At 38.0% G+C, this 14,263-nt stretch carries 21 protein-coding genes; 15 read left to right on the forward strand and 6 right to left on the reverse strand.

Annotated elements, in window-relative coordinates; all coding sequences use genetic code 11:
• Nucleotides 1–31: 31 nt before the first annotated feature.
• The 4 genes from V7121_RS18490 to V7121_RS18505 all read right to left on the reverse strand — a co-directional run bounded on the left by V7121_RS18490 (nt 32) and on the right by V7121_RS18505 (nt 2,645).
• Nucleotides 32–205, reverse strand: coding sequence for a hypothetical protein (locus V7121_RS18490; protein ID WP_335495780.1), 174 nt, complete (start codon nt 203–205; stop codon nt 32–34).
• Between the two features lie 366 nt (nt 206–571).
• On the reverse strand, nt 572–1,450 hold the full coding sequence (locus V7121_RS18495; RefSeq protein ID WP_335495782.1) for a ClpXP adapter SpxH family protein: 879 nt from the start codon (nt 1,448–1,450) through the stop codon (nt 572–574).
• Nucleotides 1,434–1,844 (reverse strand): globin, encoded by a 411-nt coding sequence (locus V7121_RS18500; protein ID WP_335495784.1) that lies wholly within the window; start codon nt 1,842–1,844, stop codon nt 1,434–1,436. Before V7121_RS18500 ends, V7121_RS18495 begins: the two co-directional genes overlap by 17 nt.
• 216 nt (nt 1,845–2,060) lie before the next feature.
• Nucleotides 2,061–2,645 (reverse strand): CYTH domain-containing protein, encoded by a 585-nt coding sequence (locus V7121_RS18505; protein WP_335547348.1) that lies wholly within the window; start codon nt 2,643–2,645, stop codon nt 2,061–2,063.
• A gap of 122 nt (nt 2,646–2,767) precedes the next feature.
• On the opposite strand from V7121_RS18505, the gene V7121_RS18510 reads away from it, so the two are divergent.
• Genes V7121_RS18510 through V7121_RS18525 form a run of 4 tightly spaced genes read left to right on the forward strand, consistent with a single transcriptional unit; the run spans nt 2,768 to nt 5,562 of the window.
• Nucleotides 2,768–3,127: a hypothetical protein gene (locus V7121_RS18510; RefSeq protein ID WP_335495786.1), complete on the forward strand. Its 360-nt coding sequence runs from the start codon at nt 2,768–2,770 to the stop codon at nt 3,125–3,127.
• 23 nt (nt 3,128–3,150) lie between these two features.
• Nucleotides 3,151–3,789 carry a GTP pyrophosphokinase gene (locus V7121_RS18515; RefSeq protein WP_335495787.1) on the forward strand — a complete coding sequence of 213 codons (639 nt, stop codon included), beginning with the start codon at nt 3,151–3,153 and terminating at the stop codon, nt 3,787–3,789.
• A 50-nt stretch (nt 3,790–3,839) separates the two neighbouring features.
• Nucleotides 3,840–4,634 (forward strand): NAD kinase, encoded by a 795-nt coding sequence (locus V7121_RS18520; protein ID WP_335495789.1) that lies wholly within the window; start codon nt 3,840–3,842, stop codon nt 4,632–4,634.
• A 16-nt stretch (nt 4,635–4,650) separates the two neighbouring features.
• A complete protein-coding gene (locus tag V7121_RS18525; RefSeq protein WP_335495791.1) occupies nt 4,651–5,562 on the forward strand; it encodes an RluA family pseudouridine synthase in 912 nt (303 codons plus the stop codon).
• Nucleotides 5,563–5,603: 41 nt separating this feature from the next.
• Here V7121_RS18525 and prpE read toward each other — a convergent pair whose 3' ends face one another.
• Complete coding sequence (gene prpE, locus V7121_RS18530) at nt 5,604–6,341, reverse strand: bis(5'-nucleosyl)-tetraphosphatase PrpE (RefSeq protein ID WP_335547350.1); 738 nt, start codon at nt 6,339–6,341, stop codon at nt 5,604–5,606.
• A 97-nt stretch (nt 6,342–6,438) separates the two neighbouring features.
• Between prpE and V7121_RS18535 the strand changes: the two genes are divergently transcribed.
• The 3 genes from V7121_RS18535 to V7121_RS18545 all read left to right on the forward strand — a co-directional run bounded on the left by V7121_RS18535 (nt 6,439) and on the right by V7121_RS18545 (nt 9,841).
• Nucleotides 6,439–8,298 (forward strand): monovalent cation:proton antiporter family protein, encoded by a 1,860-nt coding sequence (locus V7121_RS18535; RefSeq protein WP_335547352.1) that lies wholly within the window; start codon nt 6,439–6,441, stop codon nt 8,296–8,298.
• Between the two features lie 109 nt (nt 8,299–8,407).
• The gene (gene fabI, locus V7121_RS18540; protein WP_335495795.1) at nt 8,408–9,178 is read left to right on the forward strand and encodes an enoyl-ACP reductase FabI; all 771 of its coding nucleotides are present in this window, start codon (nt 8,408–8,410) and stop codon (nt 9,176–9,178) included.
• A 132-nt stretch (nt 9,179–9,310) separates the two neighbouring features.
• A complete protein-coding gene (locus V7121_RS18545; protein WP_335547354.1) occupies nt 9,311–9,841 on the forward strand; it encodes a CotO family spore coat protein in 531 nt (176 codons plus the stop codon).
• 49 nt (nt 9,842–9,890) lie between these two features.
• Here the strand turns inward: V7121_RS18545 and V7121_RS18550 are convergent, their stop codons facing one another.
• Entirely contained in the window at nt 9,891–10,400 is a 510-nt protein-coding gene (locus V7121_RS18550; RefSeq protein WP_335495797.1) for a CotY/CotZ family spore coat protein, read from the reverse strand.
• Between the two features lie 133 nt (nt 10,401–10,533).
• Between V7121_RS18550 and V7121_RS18555 the strand changes: the two genes are divergently transcribed.
• The 8 genes from V7121_RS18555 to V7121_RS18590 all read left to right on the forward strand — a co-directional run bounded on the left by V7121_RS18555 (nt 10,534) and on the right by V7121_RS18590 (nt 14,253).
• Nucleotides 10,534–10,890, forward strand: coding sequence for a DUF1360 domain-containing protein (locus V7121_RS18555; RefSeq protein ID WP_335547356.1), 357 nt, complete (start codon nt 10,534–10,536; stop codon nt 10,888–10,890).
• Between the two features lie 84 nt (nt 10,891–10,974).
• Nucleotides 10,975–11,115 carry a hypothetical protein gene (locus V7121_RS18560; protein WP_335495799.1) on the forward strand — a complete coding sequence of 47 codons (141 nt, stop codon included), beginning with the start codon at nt 10,975–10,977 and terminating at the stop codon, nt 11,113–11,115.
• 121 nt (nt 11,116–11,236) lie between these two features.
• Entirely contained in the window at nt 11,237–11,728 is a 492-nt protein-coding gene (locus tag V7121_RS18565; protein WP_335547358.1) for a YhcN/YlaJ family sporulation lipoprotein, read from the forward strand.
• A 16-nt stretch (nt 11,729–11,744) separates the two neighbouring features.
• The gene (gene spoVAC / locus V7121_RS18570) at nt 11,745–12,224 is read left to right on the forward strand and encodes a stage V sporulation protein AC (RefSeq protein ID WP_335495802.1); all 480 of its coding nucleotides are present in this window, start codon (nt 11,745–11,747) and stop codon (nt 12,222–12,224) included.
• Nucleotides 12,225–13,241, forward strand: a complete 1,017-nt coding sequence (spoVAD, locus tag V7121_RS18575; protein WP_335495804.1) for a stage V sporulation protein AD — start codon at nt 12,225–12,227, stop codon at nt 13,239–13,241.
• Nucleotides 13,242–13,254: 13 nt separating this feature from the next.
• Entirely contained in the window at nt 13,255–13,611 is a 357-nt protein-coding gene (gene spoVAE / locus V7121_RS18580; RefSeq protein ID WP_335495806.1) for a stage V sporulation protein AE, read from the forward strand.
• 106 nt (nt 13,612–13,717) lie between these two features.
• Complete coding sequence (locus V7121_RS18585) at nt 13,718–13,837, forward strand: YjcZ family sporulation protein (RefSeq protein ID WP_335495807.1); 120 nt, start codon at nt 13,718–13,720, stop codon at nt 13,835–13,837.
• A gap of 161 nt (nt 13,838–13,998) precedes the next feature.
• On the forward strand, nt 13,999–14,253 hold the full coding sequence (locus V7121_RS18590) for a stage VI sporulation protein F (RefSeq protein ID WP_218350483.1): 255 nt from the start codon (nt 13,999–14,001) through the stop codon (nt 14,251–14,253).
• Nucleotides 14,254–14,263: the final 10 nt, after the last annotated feature.

The following is a 14,263-nucleotide window of genomic DNA, read 5'->3' on the forward strand; positions in this document are numbered from 1 at the left end:
AGGGGATGGTGCCTTTTGGCAGCCATCCCTTTTAAAATCCTCTAAACCGTTTTCTGTCATTAAGATAATAAATGAAGGTAAAAATGGAAACAAACATAATAGGTGCACTAAGTACAAAAGGGAAGACCTTTAGAAGGGCAAGAATTTGTAGAAAAAAAGCAATCAAAATGAATACAACCATAATCGTTATTGGAAATTTTCTCATTGTGCCATCCTCTTTACTGGAATTTCATTCTTGGTACTACTATATCTATTGTCTATTTTGTGGATTTATGATAATTTGACAATTATGTGAAACAACGCACATACTTATTGTCACGTTCAGAAAAAGCATGATATATTATATACGTGAAGTTGATCACAACAAACATATACCCCTTTGTTTGAACCGTGAAAAATTTCTCCCATCCCCTTTGTTCGTATAATAGAAAAGTGCCTTGCAGCGTAAAAACTGCAAGGCACTTTTACTTTATAAAAAAAAACGCTAGCGCCCTGTCGGTAAACCTAATTTCATAAACTTATACTTTCTTACTTAAAATAAAAAAATGCCGTTTTATCTTCCGGCATTTTTCTACTCCTCGATATATCTCCAAAAGGTTCCATATTTAGCGGGAATCTGTTCCACCACTTGCTTTAATAGTAGTTTTTTCATTTCTCGTTCAATTTGTGAAATAGACATATTATAAACAACTGCTATTTCTTTTGAGGCACAAAATTTAAAAAACTTCATAAATGATTCTAATGGAGGCGGGGGAGATTGGATTGGCTTTTCAGAAAGCATTTCCTCTAAGATTTGGACATATACCTCATATGGGTAAGAACCAGTAATCTTTATTCCTTCATCCTCGACATTTTCATTAAAAAATACTAAGGTTGGAATCTCTTGTACATCCATTTCAGAAGTAATTTTCAAATCACATTGAAAGGCTTTAGCTGCGCTTTCAGAATGAATATCATACATGAATTCCTCTACATCCAAGCCTAAACTCCGAGCGCATTCCTTTAACACTTCAAGATTAGATACATTTAGTTTTTCTAAAAACAATCCCTCCTGGATTCGCCGCAGAAAACGAAGGCCCGCGCGTTTCCCTTGTAATTCAGCTGCCTTAAGAGCTATAGAGACGGTGTAGGGAGAATCGACTGGGTTTTCCAGCCACAGACTTCCATCACATGACATTCCTGACCTGCTTGCTGTTTTCTCCCACACTTGAGCGAGAGACTCAAAATTCTTTTTCTTGCTTAAATTTAAATCGGCTAATCGACCGCTTAAAATATGCTTAATAGAAAAATATCGGCCATATTCGATTTGAAGCTTTTTTAAAATCGGCTCTAATGCCCAACATTCAGGGCACAAAGGGTCAATAAACATATAAATCTCAATCGGCTTTTTATCATTGCCGCCACAATGCTGGTTGGAGCTGAAAGACTTCGAACTATTCACCTTCTTCACCTGTGATTCCGCCAGTGTCAGGAGTGTTAATCATATGCTCGGCAGTGAGATGAAGTCGAGCATAAAATTCGTCTCTAATAGGACCCTCTAAGCCAATTATGTCCATTGCTTGTGACATACAGGATAGCCATGCTTTGGCACGCGTAGGTGTAACAGGAAATGGCAAATGGCGTGCGCGCATCATCGGATGGCCATGTTCTTCAGTATAAACGTGCGGACCGCCTAAATATTGAGTTAAGAATTGCTTTTGCTTGCGAGCAATCTCTTTAAATTGATTTGGGAATATGGGGGCAAGATCAGGATGTTGTGCAACAAGGCCATAAAAAGTGTCCACAAGACGGTGTAATCTATCTTCACCAATTGATTCAAATGGTGAAAGCTTTCTCTCTATCATGTTGCCAACTCCCTTAATGTATTATGTAAATTTATTTTATCAATGCCCATTTCATATCTCAAATGAATTGCCTTGAAAATGTAAATTTGTCACTCGACCACCTTAATAATGTATCCAATTGAGTTATTCTTACTAGAAAAAGCACATGAAATGCCGTTTAGAAAAAGATCTAAGTGAAATCATACATGCATTGGATCGTACTAATAAGTTTAATTTTCATTTAGTTTGTTCGTACTTTCGATTGTAGAAGCGAAGGATTTTGTTTTTTGTTCCTCGCTGGGGAATATTACATTGTCTAAGAATTTCTAAAAATACTTTCTCCCCGTCCTGATAGTTCTGGGCCTCGTACTCTAATTCATAATCTTCAGTATTGAGATAAATACTATGGTCGAATACAAGTAGTCCGTTCTGATATAAAAATTCTACTCGCTTCGTAGTTAACGAACCAAAATATTCTATGGTTGAATAAATAATCTTGGATTCTTCAATAAGATTTAGGATGATGCCCGGTGGAAGTTTGCCGAATTCAATTGCCATCTGGGCTTCATTTTCACTGATATGCTGATTCGTCTCTAATAGACCAATGGGAGCCGGCTGTTTTAAAGTCATCTCGTAATATCCATCTTTTTTACGAATTCGAAGGGCAGACTCTTGATTCTTAAGAGCAAAATCCGGTGTGTCAAAATAATGGTTTACTTGCTTGAAAATCTGATGTTCCTCTATCTTAAAAACCTTAAGGAGATTTTCATATTCACTTTTTGTTAACATATTTTTAAATTCAATCTCAATATTTTGCGTCAAAACGTCATCAATCCTTTCAAAAGGGAAATATCCTTATTATCTCATTTCTAACGTAAACATCAATCTTGGGAGAAATGGATGAATTATGCTAAAATAGGTAGGTGGATAATGGAGGTAAAGAGATGAAAAATAAGATTACAATTCATGAAGGATACATAACTGAAGATAAACTAATGTTACAAACAAATGAGACCATTAATACATTGGTTCCTGGAGAACAGATTCTTGTAGATTCTGATCATTGCTCTTTCATTTACTTAATGGAAGATAAAGATGATTATACATATATCGTTTTACCTGAACAAATCTGGCCTCTATTAAAAACAGCACAGGAAGAAAAATTACCAATATGGGTTACCTTTAACGATGAGAAGAAGGAATTATTAAATTTCCATGATGAATTTGATTTTGTTTTAACCAATATCAAAGATAACAGTAATTATGGGGAAAAATTGGTTTCGAAAGTGGAAAGTATTTTTTAGTACATATGTTTTGAGGTGAAATCATGAAGCATTGGGACCAATTTCTAGCCCCATATAAGCAAGCTGTTTCAGAGTTAAAAGTTAAACTAAAGGGGATGAGAGGTCAATTCGAGCTTGATGCTACTCATTCACCGATTGAATTTGTAACAGGCAGAGTGAAACCAATTGCTAGTATTCTAGATAAGGCGAATCAAAAAGGAATACCACTTGAGAGATTGGAAGAAGAGATGCAGGATATTGCAGGTATGCGAATTATGTGTCAATTTGTTGATGACATTCATACAGTTGTCGATTTATTACGAAACCGTAATGATTTTGAAATTGTTGAGGATAGAGACTATATCTCACATAAAAAAATGAGTGGGTATCGCTCCTATCATATTGTCATTCGCTATCCAGTTCAAACCATCCATGGTGAAAAGAAAATCTTAGCGGAAATTCAAATACGAACACTTGCAATGAATTTTTGGGCGACGATTGAACATACCTTGAGCTATAAATACAAAGGGGTTTTTCCGAGTGATATTCAAATGCGTCTGCAAAGAGCAGCGGAAGCAGCGTTCCGTCTAGATGAAGAAATGTCTCTGATTCGCGGTGAAATACAAGATGCTCAAGCATTTTTTACACAAAAGAAAGAATTGAAACAAGAAGAAAAGAATTAAATAATAAGTCCCCATTTCCAAAGCCATTCAGTATAAGGAGCAAACCTATTATGAAATTTGCAATTACATCAAAAGGAGATCAAAAGTCAAATATTCTCATGCATAAGATGAGGACGTATTTACTTGATTTTGAGCTGATATATGATGAGGACCAGCCAGATATCGTTGTATCCATAGGTGGTGACGGTACGCTCCTATATGCATTTCATCGGTATAGCAGCCGTTTGGATAAAACTGCATTTGTTGGGATTCATACAGGTCATCTTGGTTTTTATGCGGATTGGATTCCAGATGAAATTGAAAAACTAGTGATTGCGATTGCGAAGACACCTTATCAGGTCGTAGAATACCCTCTACTAGAGGTTATCATCCGCTATTCCCATGCAGGGAAGGAATCCAGGTACCTCGCCTTAAATGAATCAACTGTAAAAAGTGTTGAAGGTACGCTTGTTATGGATGTGGAAATCCGTGGTCAGCATTTTGAACGGTTCCGCGGGGACGGCTTATGTGTTTCAACTCCTTCAGGCAGTACCGCCTATAATAAAGCCCTGGGCGGGGCGATAATACACCCTTCGATTTCTGCCCTTCAGGTTGCAGAAATGGCATCGATCAATAACAAAGTATTTAGAACTGTAGGCTCGCCATTAATACTTCCTGCACACCATACATGTATGCTTAAACCAGTCAATCGCTCAGATTTTCAGGTTACCATCGATCATTTGACACTGCTTCACAAGGATGTAAAATCGATTCAATTTAGGGTGCCAGAAGAAAAAATCCGCTTTGCCCGCTTTCGGCCCTTTCCCTTTTGGAAAAGAGTACATGATTCCTTTATTTCAGATTAAAGTGCAGGCTGCATAGATGACTTCGCGTTTTCAAATGAAGTGGGTTATTGGTGATAGTGATCATGGAAATCTTGTGAGGGAATTTTTAAAAAAGGAAGATATTTCGCGGACTGCCTTAACCGATATTAAGTTTAAAGGCGGTTGTATCTTAGTAAATGGAGAAGAAGTAAACGTTCGGTATCGGTTGGCAGCCAATGATGAATTAACGGTTATATTCCCAATTGAAAGTCCTGGCGAGGGGCTTTTAGGTGAGGAAATTCCGTTATCTATTCTTTATGAAGATGAGTTTCTGCTGGTTGTAAATAAGCCAGCAGGTATGAATACGATTCCGTCACGGGAACATCCTGTTGGCAGTTTGGCTAATGCGTTAGTTGGTTATTATCAACGCTTTGGTTTAAGAGCAACTTCGCATATTGTTACTAGGCTTGACAGAGATACATCTGGGATAGTTCTCATTGCAAAACATCGACATGTTCATCATTTGTTTAGTCTGATGCAGCGTAGTGGTGACGTGAAGAGGACCTATGTAGCCTTTGCTGAGGGTGTATTGTCTCCTGATCAAGGTACAATAAAAGCTCCGATCGGCCGTAAAGAGGACAGTATAATTGAAAGAGAAGTTCGTGAGGATGGCCAGTATGCCTGCACTCATTATCGCGTTCTTGAGAAACATCCTGCATTTACGTATGTGGAGCTGTCGCTTGATACGGGACGAACTCATCAAATTAGAGTCCATATGTCCTATTTAAAGCATCCTTTGCTTGGTGACGATCTTTATGGAGGAGATTTAACATTCATAGACCGGCAGGCACTCCATTGTAAAAAAATAAAATTTATGCACCCATTCCATAAAAAAGAAATGGAGTTTTCTGCACCTCTGCCGAAAGATATGGGGGATTTATTAATAGATGAGATAAGAAATGACGTATGAATTGGCATACGTCATTTTCCTTATTTTTATGATGACCACTGTTAATCAAATTGTTTAAATTTTTCCTCAATATATGGCATAGTAGATTTAACCGAGACTAATTCCATTTCAGGGTATCTTAATGCTGTTAGTTTTCCGCCAAAAACGGCACCCGTATCAATATTATAAGTATGATTAATCAACCTTGGCTCCTTTACAGGGGTATGTCCGTAAACAATACACGCTTCACCATGGTACTCTTTTGCCCAATCCCCTCGAATCGGAGAACCGTCAGGGTGCTTTTTGCCTGTAATGTCTCCGTATAAGACGAACTCTTTCACTTTTCCATGAGATTGACCGATAAATTCCTGTTTAATGCCTGCATGGGCGATCACTAGCTTTTTGTTGTCTAAAAGTAAATAAAGTGGAGCCTTTTCATATAGCTCCATAAATTTTGTTCGAATGGTTTGCTGCTCTTTTTTATATAATGATTCATACTCGGCAACGGTTGTTTCGAGCCCATGTGATATTTGGACCTTGTTGCCAAGGAAGAAGCGGTATAACTTATTACAATGATTTCCTGGTGTGTAATAGGCCCTTTTTTCTTTAATAACTAACTGCCAGACAATATCGATTATATTAAGAGAAGCAGGTCCACGGTCTGTTAAATCACCAAGAAAACCCAGCATTCTTTCATCATGTTTAGGTAATCCATTCTCCCAGCTATAACCGAGTTTTAGAGTAAGTTCTTTTAGTTCTTGAAAACACCCATGGATATCGCCAATAATATCAATTTTCATTGAATCAACTCCCTTATTTAAGCTATTTTTTGTTATCATGTTTGTTTTTATAAAAAGTTTTCCCCGCTATCTTACTTTTGGAAAGGAGCAAATAAGAATGGAGCAGCAGGTTTCGGTCATTTCTTTACTCATCGTTGTGACGACTGCCTTTTTGACACCGATTCTTTTACATCGGTTTAAGATGAATTATATTCCTGTGGTTGTGGCTGAAATTATTATGGGACTTGTGATAGGAAAAAGCGGCTTCGATGTGGTTCATGGAGATATTTGGCTCTCAACCTTATCGACACTAGGGTTTATTTTTCTAATGTTTTTAAGCGGTCTTGAAATTGATTTTACAGCCTTTTCCGGACGGAATCAGCGCAGGGTTCTACCCAATGGTAAAAAGGAACCCAATTCATTTGTCATTGCGTCACTAATCTTTGCAGGCATTTTCATCTTCTCACTTGGCTTATCTTTTCTATTTGTTATAGCAGGTTTTATTGATAACGCCTTTTTAATGACACTAATCATCTCAACGATTTCATTGGGAGTGGTTGTTCCTACCTTGAAAGAGGCCCACTTGATGAAAACAGTTATTGGTCAAATTATCCTATTAGTGGCAGTTATAGCAGATTTAGTAACAATGATTTTACTCGCGGTTTTTGTCTCATTAAATGAATCTGGCCATGGAAACACATGGCTGTTATTAATTTTGTTTGCAGCAGGTATTGCTCTTTATTTTCTTGGCAAAAGGTTTAAGAATCGTACCTTTATTGAATCACTGTCCACGGGGACAGTCCAAATTGGAACGAGGGCTGTTTTTACACTCATTATTGTCTTGGTTGGCTTGTCCGAAACAGTAGGTGCTGAAAATATCTTAGGTGCGTTTCTTGCAGGGGTCCTTGTGTCACTATTAGCACCGAACCAAGAGCTGATTCATAAATTAGATTCGTTTGGATACGGATTTTTAATTCCCATCTTCTTTGTGATGGTCGGAGTAAATCTTGATATTGGATCACTCTTAAATGAAAAAAAACTGTTGTTATTAATACCGCTTTTATTAGTAGGGCTGCTCTTTTCAAAACTTGTACCAGTTTATTTATTAAAAATTTGGTATGATTTAAAAACTGTCCTTGCCTCAGGATTTTTACTTACATCTACTCTATCATTAGTGATTGCGGCGGCAACGATTGGTGAAAGATTAGAAATTATAACTACGGAGATGAGTGGAACATTAATCTTAGTTGCAGTTATCACCTCTATTTTTACACCGATTGTCTTTAAAAAGTTATTTCCTAAAGAAGTGGTAACTATTAAAAAAGTAAGTGTTGCATTTTTAGGTGCCAATCAAATGACACTCCCTGTTTCACGAGAATTAAAATCTGGCCTCTACAATCCGGTCGTTTACCATACCCATATGGAGAAATCTGAAAAGCATATTGCCACTTCTCTTTTTGAAATAGTAGAAATTCCTGATTACTCGCTTGGGACACTAGAGAAAAATAACATCTTTCAGTCAGAGATTGTTGTGATTTCTACAGGGGACGAGAAGGTAAATGCTGCGTTGTCGCTCGCGTCAAAGAAGAAAGCAGTATCTAGGGTTATTGCACGAATTGAAAGTCCTGATTTAGAGGAAATCTTACGAGAAAATAATATTGAAGTCTTTTCAGCATTTATGTCAACGAAAGTGCTGCTTCGGGCATTAATTGAATCTCCTACTGTAATGAATATCCTTACGAATCAGGATACGGGACTTTATGAAATTGTCATGATGAATGAACAATTTGATGGAATGTCTTTGCGGAGGTTCCCTTTTACTGGGGATATTATCTTTGTCCGGATTTTTCGAGGCATGGATTCCATCATCCCCCATGGTGATACAGAGTTGAAAATAAATGATCGGTTAATTGTTACTGGCTCGAAGGAGTATGTTGATGAACTAAAAAGAGAATTGGAATTTTGTGAGACCTGCTAAAGATAATTATTAAATAGTATTAGATGTTGACTTTTCATTTATCGTATTTTAGTGTAAAATTAGTACCAAGTACTAATAACTCGTGTAATCGTAGGAGGACATTTTTAATATGAATCTTTCTTTAACTGGAAAAACATATGTAGTAATGGGTGTTGCTAATAAACGCAGTATTGCATGGGGAATTGCCCGTTCACTAAACAATGCAGGTGCAAGATTAATTTTTACCTATGCGGGTGAGAGATTAGAAAGCAGTGTTCGTGAATTGGCTGAATCGTTACAGGCAGAAGGTACTCTTGTGTTACCATGTGATGTGACAAGTGACGAGGAAGTTGCAAAGTGTTTTACTGAAATTAAAGAAACGGTCGGAACCATTCATGGTGTGGCTCACTGTATTGCTTTTGCCAATAAAGAAGAGCTAAAAGGTGAATATATGAACACAACAAGAGAAGGTTTCTTGCTTGCACATAATATCAGTTCGTATTCACTAACGGCTGTGGCCAAAGAAGCAAGAGGGTTGATGACGGATGGAGGAAGCATTGTCACCTTGACCTACCTAGGCGGTGAGCGTGCTCTGCCAAATTATAATGTCATGGGTGTAGCTAAGGCTTCGCTTGATGCAAGTGTTCGTTATTTAGCGGCAGACCTTGGCAAAGAAGGAATTCGAGTTAACTCGATTTCTGCAGGTCCTATTCGGACGTTATCTGCAAAAGGTGTTGGTGACTTTAACGCCATTACAAAAGTCGTGGAAGAAAGAGCGCCATTACGGAGAGCTACAACGCCTGAAGAAGTGGGCGATACCGCGCTATTCCTATTCAGTGAACTTTCAAGAGGTATTACCGGCGAAAATATACACGTTGACTCTGGATTTCACATCCTTTAAGAATGAAGACCCGTACCTGTTACGGGTTTTTTCTATGCAAAAAATCTCTTGATTGATTGAATTTTTCTGTGACCTGTATGGGCTTCGAGCATAGATATATTGTGAAGGGTTACGTAAATGGAGGTGCTATGCATGCCTGAAAAAATGAGCAAAGGGCCATTACTTTATATACACCAGCCGTTTGCAAGAACTCCTGCAATGAACATGCAGGACACATATACAATTAGACAGGAAGCAGTGATACTTGAGGAAGAAATCTCAAAAGAAGAGGGAGAAAGTCCAAAGAAAGTCTCCTTAGCAAAAAAGGAGGTCATTCAAGAGAAGGCTAGCAAAGAAGTCAATAAATTAGAAAATCCACCATCAACTGTTCAGATGAAATCACCGACATCGTCCACGCCTTTACAGGATAAAAAACCTACATCTTTTAATCGGGTAAAGCCATTTAAAGAAATGAATATAGAGGAACGTTTAAATTATTTACACAACTATCCAAGGGTTCTTCCACCTGCTCGATGTGTTTTTGCTACTGAAGAAAAAAATTATCAAGGTTATCTTACTGAATATGATGGACAGGAATGTACTATTCGCTTTCAAGATCAGTCAACTAAAACATTGCCTGTCACAGCACTCAAGAATATTATCATGATTGGCATTAAGAATTAGAATGACAACAAAAAAGCCAGCCGTTTTACCGACTGGCTAATAACTTATTTTAGTTACAAATTCCAAGGTTTACATCAGCAATACATTGCACTGCACAGAAGCAGCTTAAGTCAACTGTAATGCAGTCGTTGCTTGCGCGGAATCTTTCCACTTGACAAACTTTATCAAGATTGATGCAGCACTTATCTCCGCCAGAAACTAAATTTACTGGACAGAAGGTTCCGCCTTCGCGGCGTCCTGGCACTAATACACGAAGCGTAGCACAGCAGTTATCAAAGACATCTTCTACACGGAAGTAGATAGATACACATGCATTGTTTTCATTACTAAAGAATGCATGGAATGGAGAACCATCCGCAGTACTCAACACAAAAACCCGAGTATCGACAGGATCTCTCCTTACTGGCGACACCAATGAACCTAGAGGTTCAGCGAAACAACTAGAACACTCTGGGCACTCGTCTTCCATTACAGCATTATCTTGGATATCTTTAATGGCACGGACGACTTCACAAACACAGTTACCATTACGAAAATCATGATTATTTCCACAACCCATTTATTTTTCCTCCTTTAATCCGATATATTTCTTACACTACTAAGATATTTCATAGAGCAGTTTTGGGTAACGGACAATAGCCTGTTTTAAGTAAATTAGGCTTTTAACAGGTCTTTGAAAGGAAATTTACCGCATGAAAATAACCATATTACAACTGCTTCTTCTTTCGCTGGCAAGCTTTAGGCTGACAAGGTTACTTGTTTTCGATAAAATAACTGAATTTATTCGCAACCCATTTTTTATGGAAATAAAAGAAGAAAATGAGTATGGAGAAATGGAAATCTATTATCTTCCAAAGGAACAGGGAATCAAAAAGTTTTTTGGAGAACTTCTTAGCTGTTACTGGTGTACAGGAATTTGGATCTCCACTGGGATTGTATGTATATCACTTCTCTACCCAGTTCATTCCTTCCCGTTTATTTTAATCTTAGCGGTGGCCGGATTTGCCTCAATCATCGAGTCAATTGTTCAGTTTTTTATTGGAAAATAGTGTTGTCCGCTGAGACAAGACATAAAGGTTGTTCATATTCTACTATCAAAAGCGAATAAATTGACAAACGAGGGAGAGAGTAGAATGAGTCAAAAGAAAAGGAGAACTCAAACATCAAATTATTCACAACCAACACAGTCACAATCGACTTACCTGTATCAGCCATCAAAATCGATCAAGCAAAAAGGAACAGGCTGCGGATGCGGGAAGAAAACTTCAAAATAAGTAAGAGGGACTGCCAGATTTTATTGGCAGTTTTTTTGTTATCATCACCACATGAATTTAAAGTTACTACTCATAATTTTCATCAATGTCGAAAAAACTACATATTGTAGGATTTATTAAAATGGAACAAAGGGATGGGAATCAAATGAAAGCTATTCACCGATGGATATTGTTTACTTGTTTATTAATACTGTCCTCCTGTAATCAAACCCAACAGGTTAAGGATAGCCAATTAGCCCTTATGAAAACAACGAATCCTAGCCCGATTGTAACAGAAAAAAATAAAGATAAAAGTTATGTGAAAGAGATAGAGCAGGATGTAAGTGCCTTTCCAGAATTATATGATGTGTCCGTTGTAAAAGGGAAAAAAGATACACTCGTTGTTTATAAAGTTAAGCACCTACATCGCTTTAAAATGAAAAAAATTGAGAAAGGTATCAACAAAATGCTGGAAAAAAGGTATCCAGATGAAAATTTTACAATCTCTAGCGACTATAAGATTTTTTTGGAAACAGTCAGACTAGATGAGCGAATGAAGAACGGTAACTATACACATCAGACGGCTGAAAAGCGTTTTAACGAAATTGTTAAAATGACAAAAGATTTAAAGTAAGAAAGGAAGAATACAGATGGCATCGAGTAAGCAAAAAAACATGACGCCCCAGCAACGCAAATATCAACAACTTCAGCAGAAGCATGAAATAAAACGGCCTGTTTTGAAGAACTGTCTTAAGGCATTTTTTGTTGGCGGAATTATTTGTGTGATCGGTCAAGCCATCAGTTATTTTTATATTTACTTTTTTGATTTTACCGAACAAAGTGTAGGAAATCCAACAGTGGCTACGATGGTCTTCCTTTCAATGTTAATGACTGGATTTGGAATCTACGACCGTCTTGGCCAGTTTGCTGGTGCAGGTAGTGCTGTACCGGTTACAGGCTTTGGAAATGCTGTAATATCAGCAGCGATCGAGCATCGCACAGAAGGTTTTGTTTTAGGAGTAGGAGGAAATATGTTCAAACTGGCAGGTTCAGTTATTCTCTTCGGTGTGTTCTCGGCCTTTGTTGTTGCATTGGTCAAAACATTGCTGGTGATTTGGGGGGTATTGTAATTGTTAAAAGGGCATCAATCCTGGATTTTTGCAAATCGACCAATGATTACTTCTACAGGGGTTACTGGTGGACCATTTGAAGCTAATGGTAATTTGGCTGAGGATTTCGATTTATTATATGAAGATTTATGGATGGGGAAGGAAACCTATGAAAAGGCTCATCGCTTATTATTAGAGGAGGCAATTAAAACAGCATTAAAAAAAAGAAAGATTGAGAAGGAACAAATACAATTTCTATTTGCAGGGGATTTAATCAATCAAATAACACCAACAAGCTTTGCGGCAAGAACAATGCAGATTCCCTATTTTGGTTTATTTGGTGCCTGCTCTACATCCATGGAGGGGTTGGCGTTAGCCTCATTTGTTGTTAATCATCAGGGAGCAAATTATGTCCTTACAGGTGCCTCCAGTCATAATGCGGCAGTGGAGAAGCAGTTTCGGTACCCAACCGAGTATGGCGGGCAAAAACCGCCCACTGCCCAATGGACAATAACGGGTGCGGGAGTGGCTCTTTTGGAACCCAATGAAGCAGGGCAGAACCATCCGGTTACCACTTCAGCTACGATTGGCAAGGTCATCGATATGGGATTATCAGATCCGTTTAATATGGGTGGTGCAATGGCACCAGCTGCGGTGGATACGATTATAGCGCATTTCCGTGATTTGCAGCTAGACCCCTCATACTATGACCTAATTGTTACTGGAGACCTGGGAAGGGTTGGACATGACACAGCGTTTGAGCTACTAAACAAAAGCGGTCTTCAACTTGAACGAAAACAGTTCCAGGATTGTGGGCTGTTAATGTATAAGGATGATCAGCCGGTTCAATCTGGAGGAAGTGGTGCGGGATGCTCTGCAACGGCCCTTTATGGACATCTATTGAACCAAATGAAAAAGGGTACATATAACCGGATTTTAGTCGTTGCAACAGGTGCATTACTATCCCCGCTCAGCTTTCAGCAGAATGAGTCGATCCCATGTATTGCACATGCCGTAGCCATTGAAATGAATGGATAGAAGGGGTGATTCTATGATAGCAATGTTTTTTTGGGCATTTGTAATTGGCGGGCTAATTTGTGTCGTGGGGCAGCTCTTATTTGATGTCGCAAAGCTAACTCCAGGCCATACTCTAAGTTTGCTAGTTGTTATTGGTGCAGTATTGGATGGATTTGGACTATATGAACCATTAGTTGACTTTGCAGGTGCAGGAGCAACGATCCCAATTACCAGTTTTGGTAATTCCTTAGTTCATGGGGCATTACAGGATGCAGAAAAACATGGACTGATAGGTGTATTGACAGGTATGTTCCAAGTAACTAGTTCAGGAATCTCAGCAGCGATTGTTTTCGGCTTTATTGGCGCACTAATTTTTAAACCTAAGGGATAAAATACTCATTTTTAAACCAATTTACTGAAATAGATGTCGAGCCTACACACAGTATAAGGTAATTTCATATGTTATTAATGAGATTACAGAAGTGAGGTGACAGTCTATGTTTGGATATGGCGGCTGCGGTTACGGCTACGGCGGAGGGTATGGCGGCGGTTCAACTTTTGTATTAATCGTCGTATTATTTATCCTTTTAATTATTGTTGGTGCAAGCTTTTATTAATAATTAGTTCTTGCATCAGGATGGGGTTGGCCCCAAAAAATGGCCAGCCCTTTCTCTTTTTTCGTAAAATGGGGAGCTTAGGCTTTTCTTATAATTTAATTCACCAATTTACTCTTCCTTCATACAATAAAGTAGTTTATGAAGGAGCGTGATCTTTTAACATGGATAATGGTTTTTTTAAAAACATTGAAAAGAAAACGGGCGTTAATATGAAGGATATCTTTGAGTTAGCTAATTCATTACAAAATGCCAATTTTAAAGATGAAAAAACAGTCCGTAATGTGATCCGTAGAGTTTCTCAAATTGCCAATAAGCCGGTCAGTAAAGAAATGGAAGATCAAATTGTTAAGTCCATCGTTAACGATGGGAAGCAGCTTGACCTCAATACAATTTCTAATATGATCAATAAAAAGTAAAAAGAAGAAG

The sequence above is a fragment of the Neobacillus drentensis genome (assembly GCF_036962125.1).
In the GTDB taxonomy this organism is placed as follows: domain Bacteria; phylum Bacillota; class Bacilli; order Bacillales; family Cytobacillaceae; genus Neobacillus; species Neobacillus drentensis_B.

What these genes read in the sequence shown, in the direction of transcription:
- V7121_RS18490 (WP_335495780.1), bottom strand. Translation starts at nt 205, where the DNA reads ATGAGAAAATTTCCAATAACGATTATGGTTGTATTCATTTTGATTGCT.
- V7121_RS18500 (WP_335495784.1), bottom strand. Translation starts at nt 1,844, where the DNA reads ATGATAGAGAGAAAGCTTTCACCATTTGAATCAATTGGTGAAGATAGA.
- V7121_RS18510 (WP_335495786.1), top strand. Translation starts at nt 2,768, where the DNA reads ATGAAAAATAAGATTACAATTCATGAAGGATACATAACTGAAGATAAA.
- V7121_RS18515 (WP_335495787.1), top strand. Translation starts at nt 3,151, where the DNA reads ATGAAGCATTGGGACCAATTTCTAGCCCCATATAAGCAAGCTGTTTCA.
- V7121_RS18520 (WP_335495789.1), top strand. Translation starts at nt 3,840, where the DNA reads ATGAAATTTGCAATTACATCAAAAGGAGATCAAAAGTCAAATATTCTC.
- V7121_RS18525 (WP_335495791.1), top strand. Translation starts at nt 4,651, where the DNA reads ATGACTTCGCGTTTTCAAATGAAGTGGGTTATTGGTGATAGTGATCAT.
- prpE (WP_335547350.1), bottom strand. Translation starts at nt 6,341, where the DNA reads ATGAAAATTGATATTATTGGCGATATCCATGGGTGTTTTCAAGAACTA.
- V7121_RS18535 (WP_335547352.1), top strand. Translation starts at nt 6,439, where the DNA reads ATGGAGCAGCAGGTTTCGGTCATTTCTTTACTCATCGTTGTGACGACT.
- fabI (WP_335495795.1), top strand. Translation starts at nt 8,408, where the DNA reads ATGAATCTTTCTTTAACTGGAAAAACATATGTAGTAATGGGTGTTGCT.
- V7121_RS18545 (WP_335547354.1), top strand. Translation starts at nt 9,311, where the DNA reads ATGCCTGAAAAAATGAGCAAAGGGCCATTACTTTATATACACCAGCCG.
- V7121_RS18550 (WP_335495797.1), bottom strand. Translation starts at nt 10,400, where the DNA reads ATGGGTTGTGGAAATAATCATGATTTTCGTAATGGTAACTGTGTTTGT.
- V7121_RS18555 (WP_335547356.1), top strand. Translation starts at nt 10,534, where the DNA reads ATGAAAATAACCATATTACAACTGCTTCTTCTTTCGCTGGCAAGCTTT.
- V7121_RS18560 (WP_335495799.1), top strand. Translation starts at nt 10,975, where the DNA reads ATGAGTCAAAAGAAAAGGAGAACTCAAACATCAAATTATTCACAACCA.
- V7121_RS18565 (WP_335547358.1), top strand. Translation starts at nt 11,237, where the DNA reads ATGGAACAAAGGGATGGGAATCAAATGAAAGCTATTCACCGATGGATA.
- spoVAC (WP_335495802.1), top strand. Translation starts at nt 11,745, where the DNA reads ATGGCATCGAGTAAGCAAAAAAACATGACGCCCCAGCAACGCAAATAT.
- spoVAE (WP_335495806.1), top strand. Translation starts at nt 13,255, where the DNA reads ATGATAGCAATGTTTTTTTGGGCATTTGTAATTGGCGGGCTAATTTGT.
- V7121_RS18585 (WP_335495807.1), top strand. Translation starts at nt 13,718, where the DNA reads ATGTTTGGATATGGCGGCTGCGGTTACGGCTACGGCGGAGGGTATGGC.
- V7121_RS18590 (WP_218350483.1), top strand. Translation starts at nt 13,999, where the DNA reads ATGGATAATGGTTTTTTTAAAAACATTGAAAAGAAAACGGGCGTTAAT.